The organism is Kaistella palustris DSM 21579 (assembly GCF_000422265.1).
Taxonomy (GTDB): domain Bacteria; phylum Bacteroidota; class Bacteroidia; order Flavobacteriales; family Weeksellaceae; genus Kaistella; species Kaistella palustris.
Map to the genome: position 1 here is coordinate 1 of NZ_AULL01000004.1, position 22,166 is coordinate 22,166.

Genomic DNA, 22,166 nt, shown 5'->3' on the forward strand with positions numbered 1-22,166 from the left:
CGTTGTGTCGTGTCACGAAGTTAATAATTTTTGAAATAAGCGCTGGCTTAAGCGTTGGCATTCGGCGAAGCCAAAGCAATTCACAACACAACATTAAAACATGGACAAAGGATTTGGGTTGTGTCGTGTCACGAAGTAATAATTTTTGAAATAAGCGCCGGCTTAAGTGTTGGCATTCGGCGAAGCCAAAGCAATTTATAACACATTGTCGTTACACTGTCACGACAATCGCGTTGTGTCGTGTCACGAAATTAATACTTTTTGAAATAAGCGCTGGCTTAACCGTTGGCATTCAGGGAAGCCAAAGCAATTCACAACATTTTAGCGGTCAGTCTTTAATTGTAAAAGCCGGGCGGGTCGAAAAATAACCCACTTCAATATCTTTTTAAATCAAATCCAAAGTTGAATACCGCCTGTTTCCCGCGCGCTCACTTTAATCTGGAGCAAACCTCTTATATTTGCAGTTCATTCAGATTGTAAAAACCATGTTCAGAAAAATTCAGATCCTTTTTATCGCCGCTGTTTCCCTTTCCGGGCTCCATGCGCAGAAAACAACATCAGTTACACCCCAAAAACCCAAACTGGTAGTCGGCCTTGTCGTTGATCAGATGCGCTGGGATTACCTCTACCGATATTATGATAAATATGAAAGTGGCGGTTTCAAAAGGATGCTTAGCCAGGGTTATTCCCTGAATAATGTCCACATCAATTATGTGCCCACTTATACGGCAGTAGGGCATACCACCATATATACCGGTGCCGTTCCCGCAATACACGGCATCGCCGGAAACGACTGGTACGACAGAAACACCGGAAAAAATGTTTACTGTACTGCCGACAGTACCGTGCAGGCGGTGGGAACAACAGCCCAAAGCGCCGGCCAGCACTCACCACGGAATCTCTGGTCCACCACGATCACCGACCAGTTGCGCCTGGCGACCAATTTTCAGGCTAAAGTCATTGGTGTTTCATTAAAAGACAGGGCTTCAATTCTTCCGGCCGGCCATAATCCCACCGGTGCATTCTGGTTTGATGATTCTACCGGCAACTTTATTACCAGTACCTATTACATGCCGCAACTGCCAAAATGGGTAAGTGATTTCAACAGTAAAAAAACAGGCGATGAACTGGTTAAAAATGGCTGGAATACTTTGCTGCCTGTTGCGCAGTACACCGAAAGTTCGCCCGATAATTCGCCGTGGGAAGGGCTGCTCGGCAGCGCAAAGACACCGGTTTTCCCTTACAGCAATCTGGCGGCAGATTATGCAGCGAAGCGCGACAATATCCGCTACACGCCCTTTGGAAATACGCTGACCCTGCGCATGGCAGAAGCTGCCGTGAAAGGTGAAAGCCTCGGTACGGGCGCGGTGACCGATTTCCTTGCCATTAATCTGGCCTCTACAGATTATGCCGGTCACAAATTCGGACCCAATTCAGTCGAAGTGCAAGATGTATACTTAAGGCTCGACCGTGATCTCGCGGAGTTTTTTAATTATCTCGATAAAACTCTGGGTAAAGATCAGTACACCGTTTTCCTTTCTGCGGATCATGGTGGCGCGCATTCCGAAGGGTTTATGGAAGCCCACAAAATGCCCACCGGTTTTTATGGTGAGACTTCAAAAAAAGACTACAATCAGCTGCTCAAAGATAAATTCAACAGTGATAAGATCGTGACCAAAGTAACCAACAACCAGGTTTACTTAGACCGCAGACTGATTCAGCAGAACAAACTTGATGAAGAAGTGGTGAAAGCATATCTTATCGACAGGCTGAATGAAGATCCTTCCATCCTATTCGCGGTAGATATGAAAAAGGCAGCTTCCTCATCAGTGCCCGAACCTATAAAAACGCGGATCATCAATGGTTACAACTGGCAGAGAAGTGGAGATATTCAGCTGATTTATCACGATAACTGGCTGCCAAGCTACTCCAAACTTGGGACTACGCACGGTGCGTGGAATTCGTATGACTCACATATCCCACTTATTTTTATGGGTTGGGGAATTAAGGCCGGCGAAAGCAACAGGGATTATAACATGACCGACATCGCGCCAACCTTAGCCGCACTTTTACATATCCAGTTTCCGAGCGGGAACGTAGGAAATCCTATTGTGGAAGTCATTGGAAAATAAGATTGCATGTGATATATACTTAAAAAACCGCTTTTCGGCGGTTTTTTTTATAGACAAAAGTTAAGCTTTCCAAACTGTCGGAAACTCAACATGTGCGAAACAGAACTGCTGGTCCGGAACGTAAAAGGTTTCCACCGTGGTGCGGTGCCTTTTACGGAAAACATTTGGGGATATTGCAACCGGCGTATAACCAATTCCAATCGCCGGCTGCGAAAAACAGAATAACAAAATCGGTCCTTTTTATCAAAAAAAAGACCGCATTGCTGCAGTCTCTTCACTTTTCAGATATTTTTACTTTCCCCTTTGTGGCGGGTAATTTGCCATGATCTCTGTCACGATCTCAGGGATCTGTTTCTGTTTTGATTTTGGGGAATCAATCGATATTCCGCTTCCTACACCTTGCCAAACCAGTTTCTGTGTACGGGCGTCGATCATATCGACGATCAGCGCGCCCTGATTATAATTCGAGGTCCACGTGCGGTTTACACCCACACCCCAACCGAAACGGCCGCCCCAGCCGTACATACCGTAAGGTCTGGTGGATTGTATGTCCTGAACTTTCTTGTGGTTTGCCTTTACATTGATGATGAGGTCCGGATTATCGGAAACGCTGAGCCCTTTGGTCTGCAGCTGTTTTGAAACCTCATTCAGCACGCGGTCTTTATCGATGTCATTAAGTTTCAGATCGTCGATCCGCAGCTTATACGATTTGTAGGTGTTGAAGTTTGCGGTCTCGGCATAGTCCGATTTAACCTGGAACGGACTGCACGATGTCAACCCCAATGTAGCCGAAGCCAGTAAAAGGATGATATATTTTTTGCTCATGATGTATGTTTATTTAAATGAATTTTATTTTAAACCGCTGTCACTGATCTGCAGGGCGCGGTGGCTTTTTGGTTTTTACAAAAGTGTCCGTCTTTTTATCATAACCGTAAGGGCAGTGTTTACAGCCGCTTTTGCAGCAATAGCCGCGTTTCAGATGATACTGTTCTGTAAAGACTTTGTAACCCTGTTCATTGTAGTAAAAGTCTTCGTGTTCTTTGATGGTATTCTGCTTCATTAGTTAAATGCAAAAGGCGGAAATATTATCTTTGTGAAATGATAATCGTCTGCCCGAAACTTCTCAAAAATACAAAAATTTCAGCGATCACTCTTTTTCCGCTTATTCTTTTGCGAAGCCGGACTTCCAAAACTGATCTTATACTGCTGAACCATGAGCGCATCCACTTAAGGCAACAGCTGGAGCTGCTCATCATTTTCTTTTATCTCTGGTATGTGATCGAATATTATTATCTGGTTTTCAAGCTGAAAGACCGTTTTCTTGCCTACCAAATGATCTCTTTTGAGCGCGAAGCTTATGCGATGGAACATGACCTAAACTACCTGAAACATAGGAAATTCTGGAGTTTCCGTAAATATTTGTCGTGAGCTTTCAGGTACGAAGTGTGCATTTGTTTTTTTTGCCGCACATTTCCCGCTTTCACTACTCGCTTCCCGCGGCACTTTGCCGCGGGAGAGCTCAAACAGGCCGTTCAATCGGGGGCGGAATTTTCGCAAATATCCAGGTTACAGTTTTTATTTCATTTGTACGGAAGCCAATACTTCTTTTCAATATGTATATTACAAGTTCCATAATGAGCCGGGCTGGTCTTAAATTTGGCGGTCCTTTTCATGCAGCCGCCATTCGTAATTATTTCCGAAATTTGCACCCATGAAAATCCCGGATATCGAAATCCCGCTCATCCAACTTCCTTTAGAAAAGGATATTCAGCTGTTCCTGAAACGCGAAGACCTGATTCACCCCGAAATCTCCGGCAACAAGTTCTGGAAACTTTTTTATAATGTCAATTCCTATCTTGCACTGAAACCTGAGCATCCCTTCATGATCACTTTTGGTGGTGCCTTTTCGAATCATATCGCAGCAGTTGCGGCGTTGGGAAAAGAATTCGACCTGAAAACGCTCGGGATCATCCGCGGTGAGGAAATGACCGATAAATGGCAGGCGAATCCGACTTTAGCCCGCGCTTCGGACCGTGGAATGGATTTTCGTTTTGTAACACGCGCTCACTATCGGGACAAAGTTGCTTTAACGCAGACTTTAGAAAAAGAATTTCCGCACGCTTTAATTATTCCCGAAGGCGGCACCAACAGAAATGCCGTGCAGGGTGTGCGCCACATGCTCAGCGAGCAGACAAAAAGTTTTGATTATCTTTGCACCGCAGCTGGAACGGGTGGTACGGTTGCCGGACTTTCAAGATTTGCCGAAGACCATCAGCAGGTTTTGGGATTTAAGGTGGTAGATGATTACTCCTTATATAACAGGGTTTTAAATCTGTCGCAACGGCAGAATTTTACCCTTCCGGAAGCACACGATGGTGGATACGGCAAAATAACCGGCGAAAATATCCGTTTCATCAATAACTTTAAACTGAAATACGGCATACAGCTCGATCCCATCTACACCGGAAAAATGCTGAGAAAGCTGTTTGAACTGATAGAAAGCGGTTACTTTCCGACCGGAAGCAAAATCCTGGCCTTTCATACAGGTGGTCTGCAGGGAATTTCGGGAGCCAATGAATTGCTGAGAAAACAGAACCGTGAACTTATAAAGCTGTAATGTTTAAAAATCTCAGTCCGGAAGCACTAAAAAAGACTATTGCGGATCGGGAGAGATATTGAGAAGTGAAATAAAACCCGGATCAGTTTTATAGTCATCAAAAAAGAAATATGAATAAAATTGTCGTTGCCTTCGCGCTCCTTTTTATATCAAAAATTCATTCACAGGGCTGGAAAACCGAGGATCAGTATATCCAGAAGTTTGCACCTTATGCCGTAGAGGAAATGGAAAAATACAAGATTCCCGCCTCCATAACCCTGGCACAGGGTCTTTTGGAAACCGGCGGCGGCCAGAGTCGCCTTGCACAACAGGGAAACAACCACTTCGGCATCAAATGCAAAGAAGACTGGACCGGCAAGACAATGACCCATACAGATGATGCGCCCAACGAATGTTTCCGCGTATATGATGATCCGCGAGATTCCTACGAAGATCATTCGAAATTTTTAGCCTACCGAAAATATTACGTCAACCTTTTTAAACTGAACCAGAACGACTATAAATCCTGGGCACACGGCCTGAAAAAAGCAGGCTACGCCACAAATCCGCGCTACGCATATATTCTCATTGACAAAATTGAGAAGTACAGGCTTTATGAATTCGATAAGTCTAACTCAAAAGAGGTTTTATATACCGTGTTGAAAATGTATCCGGATCTGCAGAGTGACCGCATATTTATGGCACAACTTGACCAGAGTAAGGCATCTGCAAAACCCGTTACGGTGAAAGTGCCGTACGAGCAAACCTCTTACGCCAAACAGCAAAAAAAGGTAGAGGAACTGGTTTCAACAGCCGAAACTTTAAAGTCTATACTGATTAAAAGTCATCCCAACGGTGGCAAAAAATTCGTAATTGTGCCCGATGATGTGGCGCTGTCTCTGCTTTCGAAAAAATTCGGCATCAGCGAAAGCCGCCTTATGAAATGGAATGAACTCGACGGCAGCGAACTGAAACGCAACGATATTCTTTTTTTGGAATCAAAATCTTCCAGCGGAAATGTTGCGACTTATAAAACCCAGGTTGGCGATTCCATGCACGATATCGCCCAGAAATTCGGCATAAAAATAAAAAAACTGTACGCCAAAAACCGCATGGATTATGGTCAGCAGCCAAAGGCCGGCCAGCTGATCTACCTGCAAAGTAAAAAACCAAGGAAGTAGATGTCAGATGTCAGACTTCCGATAGCAGATCTTCAAATTTTAATCTTCGGGGCAAGAGTTAATAATTAATTCACTGTCAATTTTCAATCAAGAACCAGGAACCAAGAACCAATAGTCAAGAACCAATTATAAAGAACAAAAGAACAGGAGTCAAGGTTTAAGAACCAAGCCTTATCCCGTTAACGGTCAACTGTCAACCACCAACTGTCAACCATAAAAAATGAAATACCAAAGAAGTTCCGCGCTTTTCGATGAAGCGTACAAATATATTCCCGGCGGAGTAAATTCGCCGGTCCGCGCTTTTAAATCCGTGGGTGGCGTGCCCGTTTTCATGAAATCTGCCAAAGGCGCCTACATGACCGATGCCGATGATAACGAATATATTGATTACATCAATTCCTGGGGTCCCGCGATCCTTGGTCATACGCACCCCGAAGTGCTGGAAGCATTAAAAAAACAGGCTGAAAAAGGCTTTTCTTTTGGCACACCCACGGAACTCGAAACTGAGATCGCGAAATTAATCGTGGAAAATGTACCCAATATCGACCAGATCAGAATGGTATCCTCGGGTACGGAAGCGTGTATGAGTGCAATCCGTCTCGCGCGCGGTTTTACGAAACGCGACAAATTCATCAAATTTGAAGGTTGCTACCACGGTCACTCCGACTCATTTTTAATTAAAGCCGGCAGTGGCATGGCGACCTTCGGGAACCCAAGTTCGCCGGGAGTTACCGCCGGAACTGCCAAAGACACCTTGCTGGCAAAATATAATGATATCGGCCAGGTGGAAGATCTTTTCCGACACAATCAGGGCGAAATTGCCGCGGTGATCATAGAACCGGTTGCCGGGAATATGGGTTGCGTGCTGCCGGAAAATAACTTCCTTCAGAAACTTCGCAAACTCTGCGATGAAAATGGTGCGCTTTTGATCTTTGATGAAGTGATGACCGGTTTCCGTTTGGCTTTTGGCGGTGCGCAGGAGGTTTTCGGGGTGAAAGCAGATCTTGTGACTTTCGGGAAAGTCATCGGTGGTGGACTCCCGGTTGGTGCATTTGCGGGCAGAAATGAGATTATGGATCATCTTGCCCCAAAAGGAGCAGTGTATCAGGCGGGAACTCTCAGCGGAAATCCCCTGGCCATGAGAGCCGGCCTCACCACATTGCAGCTCATTAAAAGTGATGAGAACTTTTATAAAAACATCAATAAAACTGCTGAAACGCTGGATTTTGAGATCGGCAAAATATTGAATTCCAAAAACATTGAACACCGCATCAACCGGAAAGGATCGATGATGAGTGTTTTCTTTCACGTAAATGCGGTGTCGAATTTTGAGGAAGCGGCCAATGCGAATCATGCTTTATTCAATAATTTCTTCCATCAGCTGCTGAAAAACGGCATTTATCTGCCACCGAGCGGCTACGAAACCTGGTTTATTTCCAACGCCATTAAAGAAAAAGAAATCGACCGAACGTTGGAGGTCATCCAGCAGTTTGAATATTCTTAGACGTAATTGAAAGTTTGAAAACCTTAAAAGCTACAAGATTTTGTGGCTTTTTTTATGCCCTTACAACGGGCAAATCTTGGAAAAAGGTCATCCTGTGTTTGAGTGAAAAATTAAAAAGATTTTCTGATCTGTACTTTTAAATTAAAACACTGCTTTTTTTCTCTACATTTAAAGACTTAAAAAATTATAAATGAAAAAAACTTTTACGCTCTTTTCCCTGCTTTTAGTTTCTCTGGTGCTCAACGCGCAGAATGTAAATATTCCGGATGCAATTTTCAAAAATGCACTCCTTAAATATCACAACATCGACACGAATAATGATAAGGAAATTCAGATCACAGAAGCAGAAAATTATACAGGCGGATTTAATATTACAAGTTTGGGTATTAAAAGTGTTTCCGGTATTGAAGCCTTTAAAAATATTACATTTTTAGCCTGCCAGGTGAATTTGATCCCGTCTATGGATCTGTCGCAAAACAAAAAACTGACTTACATTTCGTGTTATAACAACAGACTTGTCAGTTTAACTTTACCACAGACAACTTCATTGACATCTCTTGAAGCCTCCACTAATCTTATCACCACTCTGGACCTTTCTTTTGTTCCCAACCTCCGGACTTTAAGAGTTGATCTTAATTATTTAACGGCTTTAGATATTTCACAGAATCATCTTTTAGAAACCTTAGACTGTAATAATAATCAGCTTATCGCCTTGAATTCATCTCCTAACAGCGCGCTGAAAATGCTGAGCTGTTTTACAAATCAGCTTCCTGCTCTGAATGTCGCGCATTTCCCAGCATTACAGTTCTTAAACTGCGGTGTAAATAATCTGACGGCTCTTGATCTGACTGCAAATACGAACTTATACAGTTTATCCTGCACGCAAAATCAACTGACCAATTTGAATGTGGACACTAATGTTTTACTTGAATATCTCGATTTCCGAAACAATTTTATCGAAGCGATAACGGTAACGCAGCTCCCGATGCTCACAACACTCGCGTGTTCCCAAAATAAAATGAAAGCTTTGGATGTTTCGCAGAATACGAAACTCACTTTGCTGGTTTGCGAAGATAACAGTCTGACGAAACTGAACATGAAAAACACGAACAATCACAACGTCACTTATTACGATTCCAGAAACAATCCCGATCTGACCTGCATTATGGTAGATAATGCAGACTTTTCCACAGCGAACTGGTTAAATAAAGACAATACTGCGAATTTCAGCGAAGACTGCCTTTACATGAATGTTACCCAGGAAACAGCGGCAAAACTGAAGCTTTTCCCAAATCCCGTGAAACAGAAATTCACCGTTCAACTGAACGGAGAAATCACAGCGATTGAAATCTACGCCCAAAGCGGTCAGCTCGTAAAAAAGGGAAATTCCAAAACTGTAGATATCTCATCTTTACCCAAAGGGATTTACCATGTAAAAGTGAAGACACCCACTGGAACGCACAGCAAAAACATCATTAAAGAATAAATACCGCCGCGATTAAATCTTTGCCCGGTCATACTGATGCGGGAAAAAGCAGTCCGCTTCTCCTTTAAAAGAATTCTCTACCGCCAGATAAGGATTTCGTAGAATTTCCCGCGCCACGAAGATGAGGTCCGCTTGGCCTTTCTGCAGGATTTCCTCAGCAAATTCAGCAGATTTTATCAGTCCAACCGCACCTGTTGGTATTCTGGTTTCGCTTTTGATCTGCGCTGCGAGCGGAACCTGATAACCATCAAACAGATTAATTTTGGCGCCGTGGATATTTCCGCCACTTGAAACGTCGATGAGGTCTACCTTTTTATTTTTAAGGACTTCTGCCAGCTGTACACTTTCGTCGATATCCCAGCCATTTTCGGCATATTCGGTGCCGGAGATTCTTACAAACAACGGATGGTTTTCGTTGAGCAGTTCATTCACAGCTTCCACAATCTCGACCAGAAAGCGGATGCGGTTTTCGAAAGTGCCGCCATATTCATCGGTTCTCACATTGGATAAGGGCGATAAAAACTGGTGAATGAGATAACCGTGTGCGGCATGGATCTCAATCACATCAAATCCCGCGTCCAATGCCCGCGCTGCAGAGGCTTTAAAGCTTTGGACCAGCTCCTTTATTTCTTCAATGCTCAGTTCGTGTGGAATCCTTTCGCTTTCGGCATAAGGAATTTTTGAGGGTGCCACGGTTTCCCAGCCTTCCTGCAGTGGAAGTTGTTTTCCGTTCCAAGTAGAAGCTTTTCTGCCGGCATGCGCGAGCTGGATACCGATTTTACTTTCCGAGTTTTGGTGTACGAACTTTACGATTTTTTTAAGCGCTGCCGCCTGCTCACCGTTCCAGATTCCCATATCTTTTGGCGAAATTCGGCCTTCAGGAACTACGCCCGTAGCTTCCACCATGATTAAACCGGTGCCGCCCTGCGCCCTGCTTCCGTAATGTACGTAATGAAAATCGGTTGCTACGCCTTCTTCAGATGAGTACATGCACATGGGCGACATCACCCAGCGGTTTTTCAGTTCGAGGTTTCTAAATTTTATTGGAGTGTATAAAATCATATGCTGTTTTTAATAAGAATGTAAATTTACGAAAAGTGTGATTGGGAAGCCGAACAGGCTTTTGATGTTACCGCACAGAAAAAGCTTTCGAAATGTGAAAGCTGTACATAAAATGCTGAAGTCTATAAAGCGCTAGCTTTTGTAGCCCGCTACGTGAGAGCTGAGAAAGGCGTCGATGATCCGGTTGAGATTGTTGGAAATGTATTCTTCTTCTTCCTGCACGCTGAAGGCCAGCAAGGTTGCGGCACGGTAATATTTCAGGTTAATGGCCAAATGAGCCAGGCCGCCATAAGAAGCAATCTTGTAGTATGTAAGTTTTTGTGAGAGAAGTATAAGACCGATTTCCCAGTTTACAATATCATCTTTAAAAAATGAAAGGTGTTCAATCCCCTCCGCCAGTAATGCATTGAAAGTACCACATTTTTTAACTTCTATTGCTTCGTTCCGCAGGTTGAATATTTTTTGAATTCTTTCCTTATGTTTAAGGTGAATGTTGTAATGTGTTTTTAAAATCTCCCTGAGCGTGGGCGATACAATTTTTTCCTGAATACACAGAAACTCGATGGCAACGGCATTTTCAGCGTAGTACATCTCTTCCAGTGAATGAATGAAAAAAGCTTCCAACAGTGAATGGGAATGCGGAGACAGGTCTTTATCTGCAGACTGGTCAGGTTGGGTTGTTTTTTTCATGTATTCTGTTTCAGATAAGAGCTCAGCATTGCGGAACACGTAAAATTAGCCATAATGCCTGATTGCCGTAACGGTCTTTTCACCCTTATTTCCCAAAAAATTAAAAGGCTCTTTTGTCAGAGCCTTTCAATTCATTTTAGTCCAAATTATGCGGGTACGCCCGCGCCGCACTCTCTTTCCCAGAATCTGTGCTGTTGTATATTTTTTACAAACTGTTCTAAATTTCCGTCCGCAGTTACACCGTCGGCAGGGAATTTAATTTCCGGCAGCGCTTTCTGCAGGAATTCGGTGCCATTTCGGTCAGCAGCAATCGGCTTACAGTGTTTGAAGGCTTCTGCCACAAAATGAAGCGCATCAGCATTAGCTGAAAGCGTTTTAATACTGTCACCACCCGCCACATATACCGCATCAAACATAACAGAAGCTGCCGTAAGCAGACTTTCATCAACCTGGTACTGATCACCCGATTCAGTGGTTACAAATCCGTGTTTTGGTGCGATCACGGCAACCATGGCATCCCGGTCGCAGAGTTGCAGTTTTACCTTGGTGAAGGCTTCGTCATTTACACCATCGGCAGTTAAAAGCGCAATTCGCCTTGCTTTAATATCGGTTGGCAGTTTTGTGGCCATACTCAGTGAAGGTGCGTCGCTGATGGGCAGTTCATTACTGAAGGAAGCATAATCTTCTAATTTGGCATCGGCAGGAATAATGTCGGTAATGGGCTGTGAAAGTTTTTTCGGAACCAGACCCAGATTATCTGCCACTGCATTTGCCAGACTTTCATCAATTTCCAAAAGCATGTTTACCATTCTTTGGCGGATCGGCACGAGTTTCACTTTCCCGAGTTCAAAGGAGAAGGCATTTTGGATATGTCGTTTTTCGTGATCGGACATGCTGTTATAAAACAGGGTACACTGGCTGAAGTGATCGAAGAAACTTTTACTTCTGTTTCTGATCTTTACAGAATCTATTCTTTCCCCGTACGAATGAAAACCACCCTCGGCAATCATTGCCTGAAACGGGCAGCCGCCACCCATGGAATTGGGATTGTAAGAGACTTTTCCTTTATTGATCTGCATTCTGTGCATACCGTCGCGCTGGTTGTTCGTCACTTCCGGAATGGATTTGTTGATCGGGATCTCGTGGAAGTTAGGGCCGCCCAGCCTCGTAATCTGCGTATCGGTATAAGAAAACAGTCTGCCCTGCAGCAGCGGATCATTGGTAAAGTCAATTCCCGGTACCAGATGTCCCGGGTGAAAAGCCACCTGCTCGGTCTCTGCAAAGAAATTATCGGGGTTTCTGTTTAAAGTCATTTTACCGATGATTTCCACCGGAACCATTTCTTCCGGAATTATTTTCGTCGGATCCAGCAGGTCAAAGGCATATTTATGTTCATCTTCTTCCGGAACTATCTGTACACCGAGTTCCCACTCGGGGAAATGTCCCTGGTCAATGGCCTCCCATAAATCGCGGCGGTGAAAATCTGTGTCTTTCCCCGAGAGTCTTTGCGCTTCGTCCCAGGCCAGACTCAATACGCCCTGCTTGGGTTTCCAGTGGAATTTTACGAAATGCGACTGACCTTCATCATTAATAAATCTGAAAGTATGGATGCCGAAGCCTTCCATCATACGTAAACTGCGCGGTATGGCACGGTCGCTCATCAGCCACATAATATTGTGCATCGCTTCCGGCATCAGCGAGATAAAATCCCAGAACGTATCGTGTGCCGATGCCGCCTGCGGGATCTCATTGTGCGGTTCCGGTTTTACGGCATGCACAAGGTCGGGGAATTTAATAGCATCCTGAATAAAGAAGACCGGTGTGTTGTTTCCCACAAGATCATAATTTCCTTCCTGCGTATAAAATTTTACCGCAAAACCGCGTATGTCCCTGGGCAGATCTGTGGAACCGCGAAATCCTGCAACGGTAGAGAATCTGGCAAATACCGGGGTTTTAATGGAAGTGTCGTTCAGGAATTTCGCTTTGGTATATTTGCCCATCGGTTTATAGAGTTCAAAAACGCCGTGTGCGCCGGAGCCGCGGGCATGCACAACGCGCTCGGGAATCCGCTCATGATCAAAGTGCGTAATTTTCTCTCTCAGTATAAAATCTTCAAGCAGGGTAGGACCGCGGTCACCGGCTTTCAAGGAATTTTGATCGTCATTTATCTTTAAACCCTGGTCGGTCGTCATAAACTCACCGTTATTGTCGGTGGTATATTTCCCTAAATGTTCCTTTTTTGGATTTGCACCGTTTTCGTAGGGTTCTTTTTCATTTATTTTCATGATGTGGAGATAATTTGGTTAAAGTTTTTTTATTAAACTGCATTTAAATCTTTCGACTGCAGTTTGCCGTCAACAGCCTGGGAATTCAGATTGGTGTCGGCAATAGTGGTAAGCAGACAGTCGGATTTTTTTTCTTCGCCCAAAGTTTTGAGTAAAAGGTCAAGTGCAGTCCTTTCATTCAGTGTTTTTGCAAAGGCCGCAAGTGTGCCGTAGGTTGCTATTTCATAATGTTCCACCTTTTGGCCGCTCGCAATAATTCCGGCATCACGCACCGGACCGCTTTCGGTCTCGCTCATGATTTCGTTTCCTTCTTTAATGATTCCTTCGATGGCGTGGCATTTCTTGCCCTCGGCTTTCATTCCCAATGATTCAAAGACCTTTTCCAGCCGTACGACCTGTTCACTGGTTTGCGCAAGGTGATCTTTGATCGCGGTTTTGAGTTTCTGATCCGTAGCGTTGTCAAACATGACGGGGAGGGTTTTTACCAGTGCTTTCTCGGCATAGTAAATATCCTTTAAGCCATCAACGAAGAAATCGCGCAGATTTTTTGCTACAGCGGCAGCATCAGTTTTTTTACTTTTTTTGTTTGCGGTGTCCATCTGATTTATTTTTATGTTAATGATTTCCTGTGGGAGTAGATGTGAGACAAAAAAAAGAAACGACCACATCTTTTTAGATTTTGTTTTTGAAACAACATTTAAACCAAAGCGTTGGCTTTTTAATAAGAATAAAAACTTTTTTTCATTGTTTTGATGGAAACGTTCCGAATAGATTGCCGGTATAGGATAACGCTTCTTAAAGCATATTTAAGGACATTTATGGAGAGAGAAAATAAATCGTGCCTACAGAAATTACCTGACCGCGGGCACCGGCAAATCTGTATCAAGCAGAAGTTAAATATCCGCCTGCGAGTGAGCATTACAGCTGAAACCAATTATATTCTTTATATTTACTCTCCGATTTTTAAATTAAATGGAAAACACACTTACAATTACTTTCGATGCCATCGAGAGTTATGACCACCTCGATGCGACCGAAAAAAAGCTTTTCGATACTGCAAAAAATATCCGCGAGATTGCATACGCGCCGTATTCTAATTTTACGGTAGGGTGCGCAGTCCTGCTGGAGAACGGTGAAATCATTTCCGGCAGTAATCAGGAGAATGCGGCATATCCCTCAGGGTTATGTGCCGAGCGAACTGCGATTTTCTGGATCGGCGCCAACTTCCCGGATGTCAAAATCAAGAAACTCTTTGTGATCGGTGCGCCACGCGAAGCCCTTTCGTCAGTACCCATTCCGCCATGCGGCGCCTGCAGACAGTCGATCCTGGAATATGAATCAAAACAGCAGGACGAGATCGAGGTGTATTTTGCTTCACTGGATGGCGCGATCTACAAAACAAAATCCATCCGTGATCTGTTGCCGTTTTCGTTTGATGCCTCTTATCTTTAGAAATACCTTTAGTAATGAGGATTGCAGCAATCGATATCGGAAGCAACGCGGCGCGCCTGCTGATCAATGAAGTTACGGAACCTAAAAAGGGAAAACCGCAATTTACCAAACTTAATCTGCTGAGAATCCCACTCCGCCTCGGAATGGATGTATTTGCAAAAGGTGAGATCGGGAAGGAGCGCGCACAGATGGTCCTTGATTCCATGGGTGTTTTCAGCAGTATGATGAAGATCTATAAAGTGGATCACTACCGAGCCTGTGCAACCAGCGCAATGCGTGACGCCAAAAATGGCCAGGAAATCCTAAAACAGGTGAAGAAAAACTGGGGTATTGAGATCGAGATCATTACCGGTGATCAGGAAGCCAGCCTGGTTTTTGAAAACCATATCGCCGAAGGACTTGATAAAAATTTTGACTATCTGTATATCGATGTAGGCGGCGGATCAACGGAGCTTACCTTTTATGAAGACGGTAAAAAGAAATACCAGAAATCCGTAAATATTGGGACTATACGCTTATTAAACGGGCTTGTAAAAGACGATCTGTGGAAGGAAATGAAGGAAGATATCCGCAAAAACATCAACAGCAAAAAACCCATCGTCGCGATAGGTTCGGGCGGGAACATCAACAAAATTTTTTCGATGAGTAAAACCAAAGACGGCAAACCCATGTCGAAGGTTTTTCTACAGAAATATTATAAGGAGATGAACGGCCTTTCGGTAAGCGAAAGGATGACCAAGTTCAATTTGCGCGAAGACCGTGCGGATGTCCTGGTGCCGGCGCTTCAAATCTTCAATAACATTATGACCTGGAGTGATATCGATAAGATATTTGTACCTAAAATTTCGGTGGCCGATGGACTGATCCACAGTATTTACGAGGGACTTAAAGTAAAGAAGTAAATTTTTTAATTCTGCTTATTATCGTTTTTTTTTAAAAGTCATCATCGTCATCATCCAAAAAATCCAGTTCGTCATCACTTTGTTCGTAATCCTGCGGGATTCCGGGCGGATTAAAAAGTCCCCATTCATCGACTACAAAATGCTTCGGATCAAAAGTTGCGACCCATTCGCGAAATAACTGGCGAAATTCGTCGAGCTGCCGCCGCACGATTTTATAATATTCCACTTCGGCAAAATCAAACATTTTAAGCGAATGTTGAAGTACCATGAGTTCGCGCGCACATTTCCGGATAAGTGCGGCATTTTCCATTTTTATATCCCAGAGAATTACCTCGTGAGCACCCGCCAGTTTTGCCTGAATTGTATAAATATTCTCCAGGATATGCTCTTTGGTGGAAAGCAGAAACCCGTTATCTTCCGGAATAAAATCCATAATGGTGCGGAGGGTTTGAAGGAGTTCTTCAGATTTTTGGAAAATCGGTGTTTCGCGGTATTTATCCATTTTTTTATTTTTAATAATTTCAGCGCGGATCCGGTAAGGAGTTTCGTACTCAAAAATTACTTTTTGCCAAGCTCAATGACCTCTAAATTTTCTATGTTTTCGGCGTTAATTTCAAAGCGCATCATGGTTCGCATCTGATGCCAACCTACTTTTCCCACGGCACCGGGATTTAAATGGAGCAGATTATTTTTGGCATCGTTCATGGCTTTTAGAATATGGGAATGCCCGGAAATAAAAAGTTTCGGCGCCTTTTCAGCGATTTCTTTTTTTGCTAACGGCGAATATCTGCCGGGATAACCGCCAATGTGTATCATCAGAACGTCTACTTCCTCGCAACGGAAGCGCAGCACCTCGGGAAAGATCTTGCGTATTTCTGTCCCATCGATGTTACCGTACACGCCGCGCAGCGGTTTTATCTTTTCAAGTTTCTCGATGACTTCCAGGTTTCCAAAATCTCCGCAGTGCCAGATTTCGTCTGCTTTTTCGGCATAATCTAAAATACGGTCATCAATATATGAATGAGAGTCGGAGAGAAGGAGAATTTTCATGGTTTAAATTTCTGACTTTTTTATTAAACGGGAAAAGGCGGCTTCTTTTTGTTTGTGTTTTCTAAAGATTTCAGCGAAAAAATAAGTGTTGTGATCAGATCGTTTTCTTGAAATCGCACAAACTTCCAGTGAGCCTTTTTTTCGAAAGGCAGTTTCCGGCGGAGAATGCACTGCTGTTCTTATAGCGCGGATTGCAACGGCATCCTTTTTCCTGCCGCGGCAGCGGCAGGCAAAAGATACAGTGGAAAGCCGGAACCCATCTTCGGAGAACCGAAGATTTTACTGCTCCTGAAAATTCTATAAATTTGCAGCCGATGAGGTATTTTATAGAATTTTCGTATTGCGGCAAGAATTATTTTGGATATCAGATTCAGCCGAATCAGATTTCTGTGCAGCAGGTTTTGGAGCATGCCCTGACCACGATCCTGCGGGAAAAAATAAAAACGACCGGCGCGGGACGAACCGATACCGGCGTTCACGCGAAGAAGATTTTTGCGCATTTTGATACGGATAAAGTTTTGAGCGTAAATCTGGTTTACCAACTCAACAGTTTTCTGCCGCCGGATATCGCGGTAAGAAATATTTTTCCGGTGCGGGATGATTTGCACGCAAGGTTCAGCGCCAGTTTCCGGACTTACGAATATCTGCTCAACCTGCAGAAAGATCCGTTTGCGCAGGATTCTTCCTGGCAAATCTGGAAACGCGACCTGGATATCAAACGGATGAATGAAGCATGCGCCATCCTTTTCGAGTACGAGGATTTTACAAGTTTTTCGAAACTGCATACCGATAATAAAACCAATAACTGCAAAATCTACAACGCTTTTTGGGAGCAGAATGAAACCGAGCTGAAGTTTACCATTTCGGCGGACCGGTTTCTGCGGAACATGGTTCGCGCCATTGTAGGTACGATGGTTGAGATCGGAAACGGAAAAATGGAACCTGAGGAATTGCGCCGGATCATCGAAGACAAAGACCGCAGTTCGGCCGGAACTTCCGCACCGCCGCAGGGTTTGTTCCTGGTTGATGTAGGTTACGAGTTCTGATTCCGATAGCGGCAATTTGCAAAGTCCATTGCCTGGCGGACACAGGCCGGGCAGATTTTCCTTATTTTTGTACCTAATTTTAAGAATAGATGAAGAAACAATCGACCTGGGAAATTATAAAGCGGCTTTTTGTCATTGGGATGAAATTCCGTTCCTGGTTTATCATGACACTTCTGATTTCAATTCTGCTGTCGGTAATTTCTACGTACCGGCCATACCTAACCATGCTGATCGTAGATCAGGACATCATTCAGTTCCGCGACAAGGCGGCCATGATGAAACATATTTACATTCTTGTGGCGCTGGTTTTTGGTGAGACGTTTTTAAATTTCTTCCTGGTCTATTTTTCAAATTATATTTCCCAGAACGTCATCCGCGATATCCGCGAGCGGCTTTACCATAAACTCATCTATTTCCGTACGTCGTTTTTCGATAAAACCGCGATCGGTCAGTTGGTAACCCGCGCGGTAGGCGATGTGGAAACAATTGCCACGGTTTACACCGATGGTTTCCTGATGGTTTTCGGTGATATCCTGCGGATCATTTTTGTGCTGGTAATGATGTTTCAGGTTGATGTACATTTGAGTTACATTTCGCTGGCGATCCTACCGCTGATGGTGATCATTACACGCTTTTTCCAGAAAAGATTAAAAAAAGCATTCGGCGACGAACGGACCTGGACCTCGAATCAGAACTCATTTGTGCAGGAGAGGCTGTCGGGAATGGCGCTTATTCAGGTTTTCAACAGACAGAAAGCGGAGTACGAAAAATTCGACGGGATCAACATTACCCTGAAATCGGCATTGCTGCGGACTGTATTTATTTTTTCGCTTTTCTTCCCGGTGGTGGAGTTGATTTCCTCACTGTTCCTTGGTTTTATCCTGTTTTATGGCGGTTTTATCACCATCAAGGCCGGCGCTGTAATTGCCTTCATTCAGTATATTTCAATGCTGATAAGACCTTTGCGGCAGATTGCGGACCGTTTCAATAATATTCAAAGAGGAATTGTAGGAGCCGAAAGGGTTCTGGGTGTAATGGATGAAGATTTCGCGCTGCCAAACAAAGGTGTGATTTCAAAAACCCATTATGAGGGGAAAGTGGAATTTAAAAACGTGCATTTTTCCTATGATGACAAGCAGGAAGTTTTAAAAGGAATCAGCTTTGTGGTAAACCCCGGCGAAACTGTTGCTATTGTGGGTGCTACCGGCGCGGGTAAATCTACCATCATCAGTTTGCTTACGCGGCTTTATGATATTAATTCGGGTAAAATACTTTTGGATGATGTGGATCTGAAGGATTATGAGCTTTATAATTTAAGAAGTCATATTGGTGTGGTTCTGCAGGATGTCTTTCTTTTTCATGGAACGATATTCGAGAACCTGTCGTTCGGTGACGACTCGGTGACTTTGGAAAAAATAAAAAGAGTTGCAAAAGATATTGAAGTTGATGATTTTATCGAAAGTCTGCCGGGCGGTTACAGTTATGTGGTGCGGGAACGCGGCTCTTCAATTTCGCTTGGGCAGCGGCAGCTTCTGTCATTTTTAAGGGCGTATCTGTCGGATCCCAAAATTTTGATTTTAGATGAAGCAACATCTTCCATCGATTATGAAAGTGAAAAGCTGATTCAGCGGGCTACAGAAAAAATTACGCGCGGCCGCACGGCATTTATTATTGCACACAGACTCTCGACCATAGAAAAAGCCGACAGGATTATTGTAATGGAGCACGGCAAAATTGTGGAACAGGGGAAACATGAAGAGTTGTTGGCGAAAAACGGTTATTATACCACTTTATATCAAGGACAGCTGAAACCGCAGCCCCAGGAAAGTGAGTCTTGAAAAAAACCTTCAGGATTTAAAAGTTCTAAAGGTTTTTGTTTAAAAAGTCAATTTAATTTCCAACGACTGTTTTTATATTTACAAATTCTTTCAGCGCGTGCAAAGAAAGCTCAGTTCCGTAACCCGAAGATTTTGCGCCGCCAAAAGGTAGCCTGGGATCTGAACTTGAATTCTTATTAAGGCTGACCGTGCCGGAATCCAGGTTTTCAATAAAAAATTTCTGGCGCTTCTTATCTTTTGTCCATACCGCATTCGAGAGTCCAAACGGAATATCGTTGGCAAGTTTCACCGCCTCTTCGTCGTTTTTGGCGATCATCACCATTCCAAGCGGACCAAAGAGTTCTTCTTTTAATATAGGATTGCCGGCTTTTACTTTGATCAGGCCCGGTTGCAGTTCGGTATCAGAAAGCCGTACAAGCGGCAGAATGACCTTAGCGCCATATTTCAAAGCTTTTCTGTATTGACTTTCGAGTTCATCGGCGAGGTCAGGTCTCGCCATTCCCGCCATGTTGGTTTCTTTTTTCATTGGATCGCCGGGTATAAATTTCTGATACTCTTTAATGAAGATGGGTAGAAATTTGGCTTCGATATCTTTTTGAATGATAAATCTTTTTGCTGCGTTGCATGCCTGTCCGCAATTTTGGAGTCTTGCTTTCGCGCCACTTTCTGCAGCTTTTTTCAAAGAAGCATCGTTAAGAACGATAAATGCGTCACTGCCGCCAAGTTCAAGAAGCGATTTTTTAATGTTTTTTCCCGCAGTTGCAGCTACTTCGGAACCCGCTGTTTCACTTCCTGTTAAACTGACACCCTGAACCGCCGGGTGCTCCAGTACTTTTTTAACTTCTGCATGCCCGATTTCCAGGTTTTGGAATACACCTTTCGGAAAACCTGCTTCCAAAAACAGTTTTTCGATCATATTTCCGCTTTCAAAACAAATTGAAGCGTGCTTTAAGACCACTACGTTTCCGGCCAGAACCGCAGGCACGGCGAAGCGGAGTACTTGCCAGAAAGGAAAGTTCCACGGCATAACCCCAAGTACAACACCTTTGGGTACGTACTGGATTTCGGAAACCCTGAATTCCGTTTTTATTTTTTCAGTTTCCAGAATGTTTTTCGAAGTACCGTAATATTCCGTCATCCAGGCACATTTCTCAATTTCCGAGATGGCCTGGGTGATCGGCTTGTTCATTTCAAGGGTGATGTTTTCCGCGAGCTTGGTCTTGTTCTTTTCAAGAAGTTTCGCAAGGCGCCGCAGTAGTTTCTGCCGCTGCGGTACAGTAACACTCTTCCATTTGTCAAATGATTTCTGTGCGGCGGCAAGTTTATTTTCTATTTTCATTACGGATTATTTATGATTGTATGATAGAATTTAATTTGTGTGCTGAGAAGCATTGCAAATATAATAAAAGGAGAAGGAGCTACGCGTTCTTATATATAAGGTGCAGCCGTACTGATTTTTCAATGTTGCTGTTTTTGTATTATATAATGTCCGCCTGCTATTTTTTATCTGGGAACTTATTTGATGGTAGTGGAAATTTAAGTAATTTTGAAGGATAAAATAAACAGTAATGAATACACCGGCAGAATTAAAGTACACCAGGGACCACGAATGGATTAAGATCGACGGCAGCGTCGCCACCATTGGAATTACCGATTTCGCACAGGGCGAACTTGGCGATATTGTTTTTGTAGATATAGATTCAGTGGATGATGAACTTGCTGCGGGCGATGTTTTCGGCAGCGTGGAGGCAGTAAAAACAGTTTCAGATCTTTTTCTGCCCCTGGCGGGAACAGTAACGGAATTCAACGCGGAGTTGGAGGACCAGCCCGAACTGCTGAATACCGATCCGTACGGAAAAGGCTGGATCATTAAATTGGAGATTGGCGCAGACGCAGATACATCGGAATTGCTTTCTGCAGAACAATATCAGGAGTCTCTTGGATAAGATTTCGAAAATATTTAAAAAGATTTTGCCCATTTATTGGGCATTTCTTACTTATATGCTTTTGCGTCCCGGCCTGGAAAATATGGAATTTCCATTTATGTTTTCCGGAATTGACAAGGTTTTGCACCTAATGATCTTTGCCATGCTGGGTTTTTGCTTTATGGCCGCAATACCAAGGATCAGATTCCTGTATTTTATTCAGATCATGTTGATCTATGGCATGCTCACCGAGATCTTGCAGGAGGAGATGCATTGGGGCCGTTCGTTGGAAGGGCTCGATCTGGTTGCCGATACCGTGGGCGTGTTGATCGGTTATTATGTTTTCCAGAAACTTAAGAAACTTACATTCTAGTTATATTGAAGTCCATTCCCCACAGAATGGATTTTTTGGTATTAATAAGAAGATATCCCTGTAAGAAACTGCAGAATATAATGTAAACAGTAATGGACTTTCGCCATTTTTAGAATGCGCTGTGTTTAATCGAAGCCATTTCGCGGAAGTTTGAAAGAGCATAGACTAATAGAAAGACCAAACATCAAGGTGTTTTTCTTCGTTAATTGCCTTCTTACGATAAAGTGGATAACTTTATCGCGGCAATAGTGTTTTGTTTTCCAAAGGTTTACGGAGGTTCTTTTCAACATTTAACAAAACATGCGAAATAATAGTTGTGAGAGAAGTCCTGCCGACATATCTTTGCACCACTTCAAACACGAAGTAGCGCAGTAGTAGATCAGGTTTCAACGGGAATATTTCAAACGAAAGTTTTAAAATATTTTTCACTAAAAACTTGCAGGCTAAAATAATCTTCCTATCTTTGCAATCCCAAATCGAGAGAAGCGGGGAGCGAAGTAGAAGCAGGTTGAATGGGAGGAGAGCGGTTTTAAGGTTTAGATTTAAACTTTAAAATTTTTTCAAAAAACATTTGGTCATTAAAAAAATAGTTTTTACTTTTGCAGTCCCAAATCGAGAGAAGCGGGGAGCGAAGTAGGAGATTA

Annotated in this window: 21 protein-coding genes; 12 read left to right on the top strand and 9 right to left on the bottom strand. The window is 43.5% G+C overall.

The window, feature by feature from the left end:
- Window positions 1-485 precede the first annotated feature (485 nt).
- Window positions 486-2,132 (top strand): alkaline phosphatase PafA, encoded by a 1,647-nt coding sequence (gene pafA, locus H562_RS0100745; RefSeq protein ID WP_027375764.1) that lies wholly within the window; start codon window positions 486-488, stop codon window positions 2,130-2,132.
- Window positions 2,133-2,423: 291 nt separating this feature from the next.
- Here pafA and H562_RS0100755 read toward each other — a convergent pair whose 3' ends face one another.
- Both H562_RS0100755 and H562_RS0100760 read right to left on the bottom strand, forming a co-directional pair.
- A complete protein-coding gene (locus tag H562_RS0100755) occupies window positions 2,424-2,957 on the bottom strand; it encodes a DUF4136 domain-containing protein (RefSeq protein ID WP_034690321.1) in 534 nt (177 codons plus the stop codon).
- A 40-nt stretch (window positions 2,958-2,997) separates the two neighbouring features.
- Window positions 2,998-3,192, bottom strand: a complete 195-nt coding sequence (locus tag H562_RS0100760; RefSeq protein WP_027375766.1) for a DUF5522 domain-containing protein — start codon at window positions 3,190-3,192, stop codon at window positions 2,998-3,000.
- A gap of 38 nt (window positions 3,193-3,230) precedes the next feature.
- On the opposite strand from H562_RS0100760, the gene H562_RS0100765 reads away from it, so the two are divergent.
- From H562_RS0100765 to H562_RS0100790, 5 genes are all read left to right on the top strand, one after another.
- Window positions 3,231-3,560, top strand: coding sequence for a hypothetical protein (locus tag H562_RS0100765; RefSeq protein ID WP_027375767.1), 330 nt, complete (start codon window positions 3,231-3,233; stop codon window positions 3,558-3,560).
- A 283-nt stretch (window positions 3,561-3,843) separates the two neighbouring features.
- On the top strand, window positions 3,844-4,749 hold the full coding sequence (locus H562_RS0100775) for a 1-aminocyclopropane-1-carboxylate deaminase/D-cysteine desulfhydrase (protein WP_027375769.1): 906 nt from the start codon (window positions 3,844-3,846) through the stop codon (window positions 4,747-4,749).
- 110 nt (window positions 4,750-4,859) lie between these two features.
- Entirely contained in the window at window positions 4,860-5,909 is a 1,050-nt protein-coding gene (locus H562_RS0100780; RefSeq protein WP_027375770.1) for a glucosaminidase domain-containing protein, read from the top strand.
- Window positions 5,910-6,129: 220 nt separating this feature from the next.
- Entirely contained in the window at window positions 6,130-7,413 is a 1,284-nt protein-coding gene (gene hemL, locus H562_RS0100785; protein WP_027375771.1) for a glutamate-1-semialdehyde 2,1-aminomutase, read from the top strand.
- Window positions 7,414-7,603: 190 nt separating this feature from the next.
- Window positions 7,604-8,899: a T9SS type A sorting domain-containing protein gene (locus H562_RS0100790; protein WP_027375772.1), complete on the top strand. Its 1,296-nt coding sequence runs from the start codon at window positions 7,604-7,606 to the stop codon at window positions 8,897-8,899.
- 12 nt (window positions 8,900-8,911) lie between these two features.
- Here the strand turns inward: H562_RS0100790 and namA are convergent, their stop codons facing one another.
- The 4 genes from namA to H562_RS0100810 all read right to left on the bottom strand — a co-directional run bounded on the left by namA (window position 8,912) and on the right by H562_RS0100810 (window position 13,535).
- The gene (gene namA / locus H562_RS0100795; protein ID WP_027375773.1) at window positions 8,912-9,958 is read right to left on the bottom strand and encodes an NADPH dehydrogenase NamA; all 1,047 of its coding nucleotides are present in this window, start codon (window positions 9,956-9,958) and stop codon (window positions 8,912-8,914) included.
- A gap of 135 nt (window positions 9,959-10,093) precedes the next feature.
- Complete coding sequence (locus tag H562_RS0100800; protein WP_027375774.1) at window positions 10,094-10,651, bottom strand: DUF892 family protein; 558 nt, start codon at window positions 10,649-10,651, stop codon at window positions 10,094-10,096.
- A 146-nt stretch (window positions 10,652-10,797) separates the two neighbouring features.
- Window positions 10,798-12,936 (bottom strand): catalase, encoded by a 2,139-nt coding sequence (locus tag H562_RS0100805; RefSeq protein ID WP_034690325.1) that lies wholly within the window; start codon window positions 12,934-12,936, stop codon window positions 10,798-10,800.
- 32 nt (window positions 12,937-12,968) lie between these two features.
- The gene (locus H562_RS0100810) at window positions 12,969-13,535 is read right to left on the bottom strand and encodes a YciE/YciF ferroxidase family protein (protein WP_027375776.1); all 567 of its coding nucleotides are present in this window, start codon (window positions 13,533-13,535) and stop codon (window positions 12,969-12,971) included.
- Between the two features lie 373 nt (window positions 13,536-13,908).
- Between H562_RS0100810 and cdd the strand changes: the two genes are divergently transcribed.
- Together cdd and H562_RS0100820 are read left to right on the top strand one after the other, a co-directional pair.
- Complete coding sequence (cdd, locus tag H562_RS0100815; protein ID WP_027375777.1) at window positions 13,909-14,388, top strand: cytidine deaminase; 480 nt, start codon at window positions 13,909-13,911, stop codon at window positions 14,386-14,388.
- A 14-nt stretch (window positions 14,389-14,402) separates the two neighbouring features.
- Window positions 14,403-15,290: a Ppx/GppA phosphatase family protein gene (locus H562_RS0100820; RefSeq protein ID WP_027375778.1), complete on the top strand. Its 888-nt coding sequence runs from the start codon at window positions 14,403-14,405 to the stop codon at window positions 15,288-15,290.
- Window positions 15,291-15,321: 31 nt separating this feature from the next.
- On the opposite strand, the gene H562_RS0100825 is transcribed toward H562_RS0100820, so the two are convergent.
- Together H562_RS0100825 and H562_RS0100830 are read right to left on the bottom strand one after the other, a co-directional pair.
- Window positions 15,322-15,792, bottom strand: a complete 471-nt coding sequence (locus H562_RS0100825; protein WP_027375779.1) for a hypothetical protein — start codon at window positions 15,790-15,792, stop codon at window positions 15,322-15,324.
- Between the two features lie 56 nt (window positions 15,793-15,848).
- Window positions 15,849-16,340, bottom strand: a complete 492-nt coding sequence (locus H562_RS0100830) for a metallophosphoesterase family protein (protein ID WP_027375780.1) — start codon at window positions 16,338-16,340, stop codon at window positions 15,849-15,851.
- A gap of 314 nt (window positions 16,341-16,654) precedes the next feature.
- Here H562_RS0100830 and truA point away from each other — a divergent pair, with 314 nt between their 5' ends.
- Window positions 16,655-17,386 carry a tRNA pseudouridine(38-40) synthase TruA gene (truA, locus tag H562_RS0100840; protein ID WP_027375781.1) on the top strand — a complete coding sequence of 244 codons (732 nt, stop codon included), beginning with the start codon at window positions 16,655-16,657 and terminating at the stop codon, window positions 17,384-17,386.
- A gap of 89 nt (window positions 17,387-17,475) precedes the next feature.
- On the top strand, window positions 17,476-19,224 hold the full coding sequence (locus H562_RS0100845; protein ID WP_027375782.1) for an ABC transporter ATP-binding protein: 1,749 nt from the start codon (window positions 17,476-17,478) through the stop codon (window positions 19,222-19,224).
- Between the two features lie 52 nt (window positions 19,225-19,276).
- Here H562_RS0100845 and H562_RS0100850 read toward each other — a convergent pair whose 3' ends face one another.
- Window positions 19,277-20,563, bottom strand: a complete 1,287-nt coding sequence (locus H562_RS0100850) for an aldehyde dehydrogenase family protein (RefSeq protein ID WP_034690329.1) — start codon at window positions 20,561-20,563, stop codon at window positions 19,277-19,279.
- Window positions 20,564-20,792: 229 nt separating this feature from the next.
- Here H562_RS0100850 and gcvH point away from each other — a divergent pair, with 229 nt between their 5' ends.
- Window positions 20,793-21,170, top strand: a complete 378-nt coding sequence (gcvH, locus tag H562_RS0100855; RefSeq protein ID WP_027375784.1) for a glycine cleavage system protein GcvH — start codon at window positions 20,793-20,795, stop codon at window positions 21,168-21,170.
- 55 nt (window positions 21,171-21,225) lie between these two features.
- Window positions 21,226-21,522 carry a VanZ family protein gene (locus H562_RS0100860; RefSeq protein WP_219729254.1) on the top strand — a complete coding sequence of 99 codons (297 nt, stop codon included), beginning with the start codon at window positions 21,226-21,228 and terminating at the stop codon, window positions 21,520-21,522.
- Window positions 21,523-22,166 lie beyond the last annotated feature (644 nt).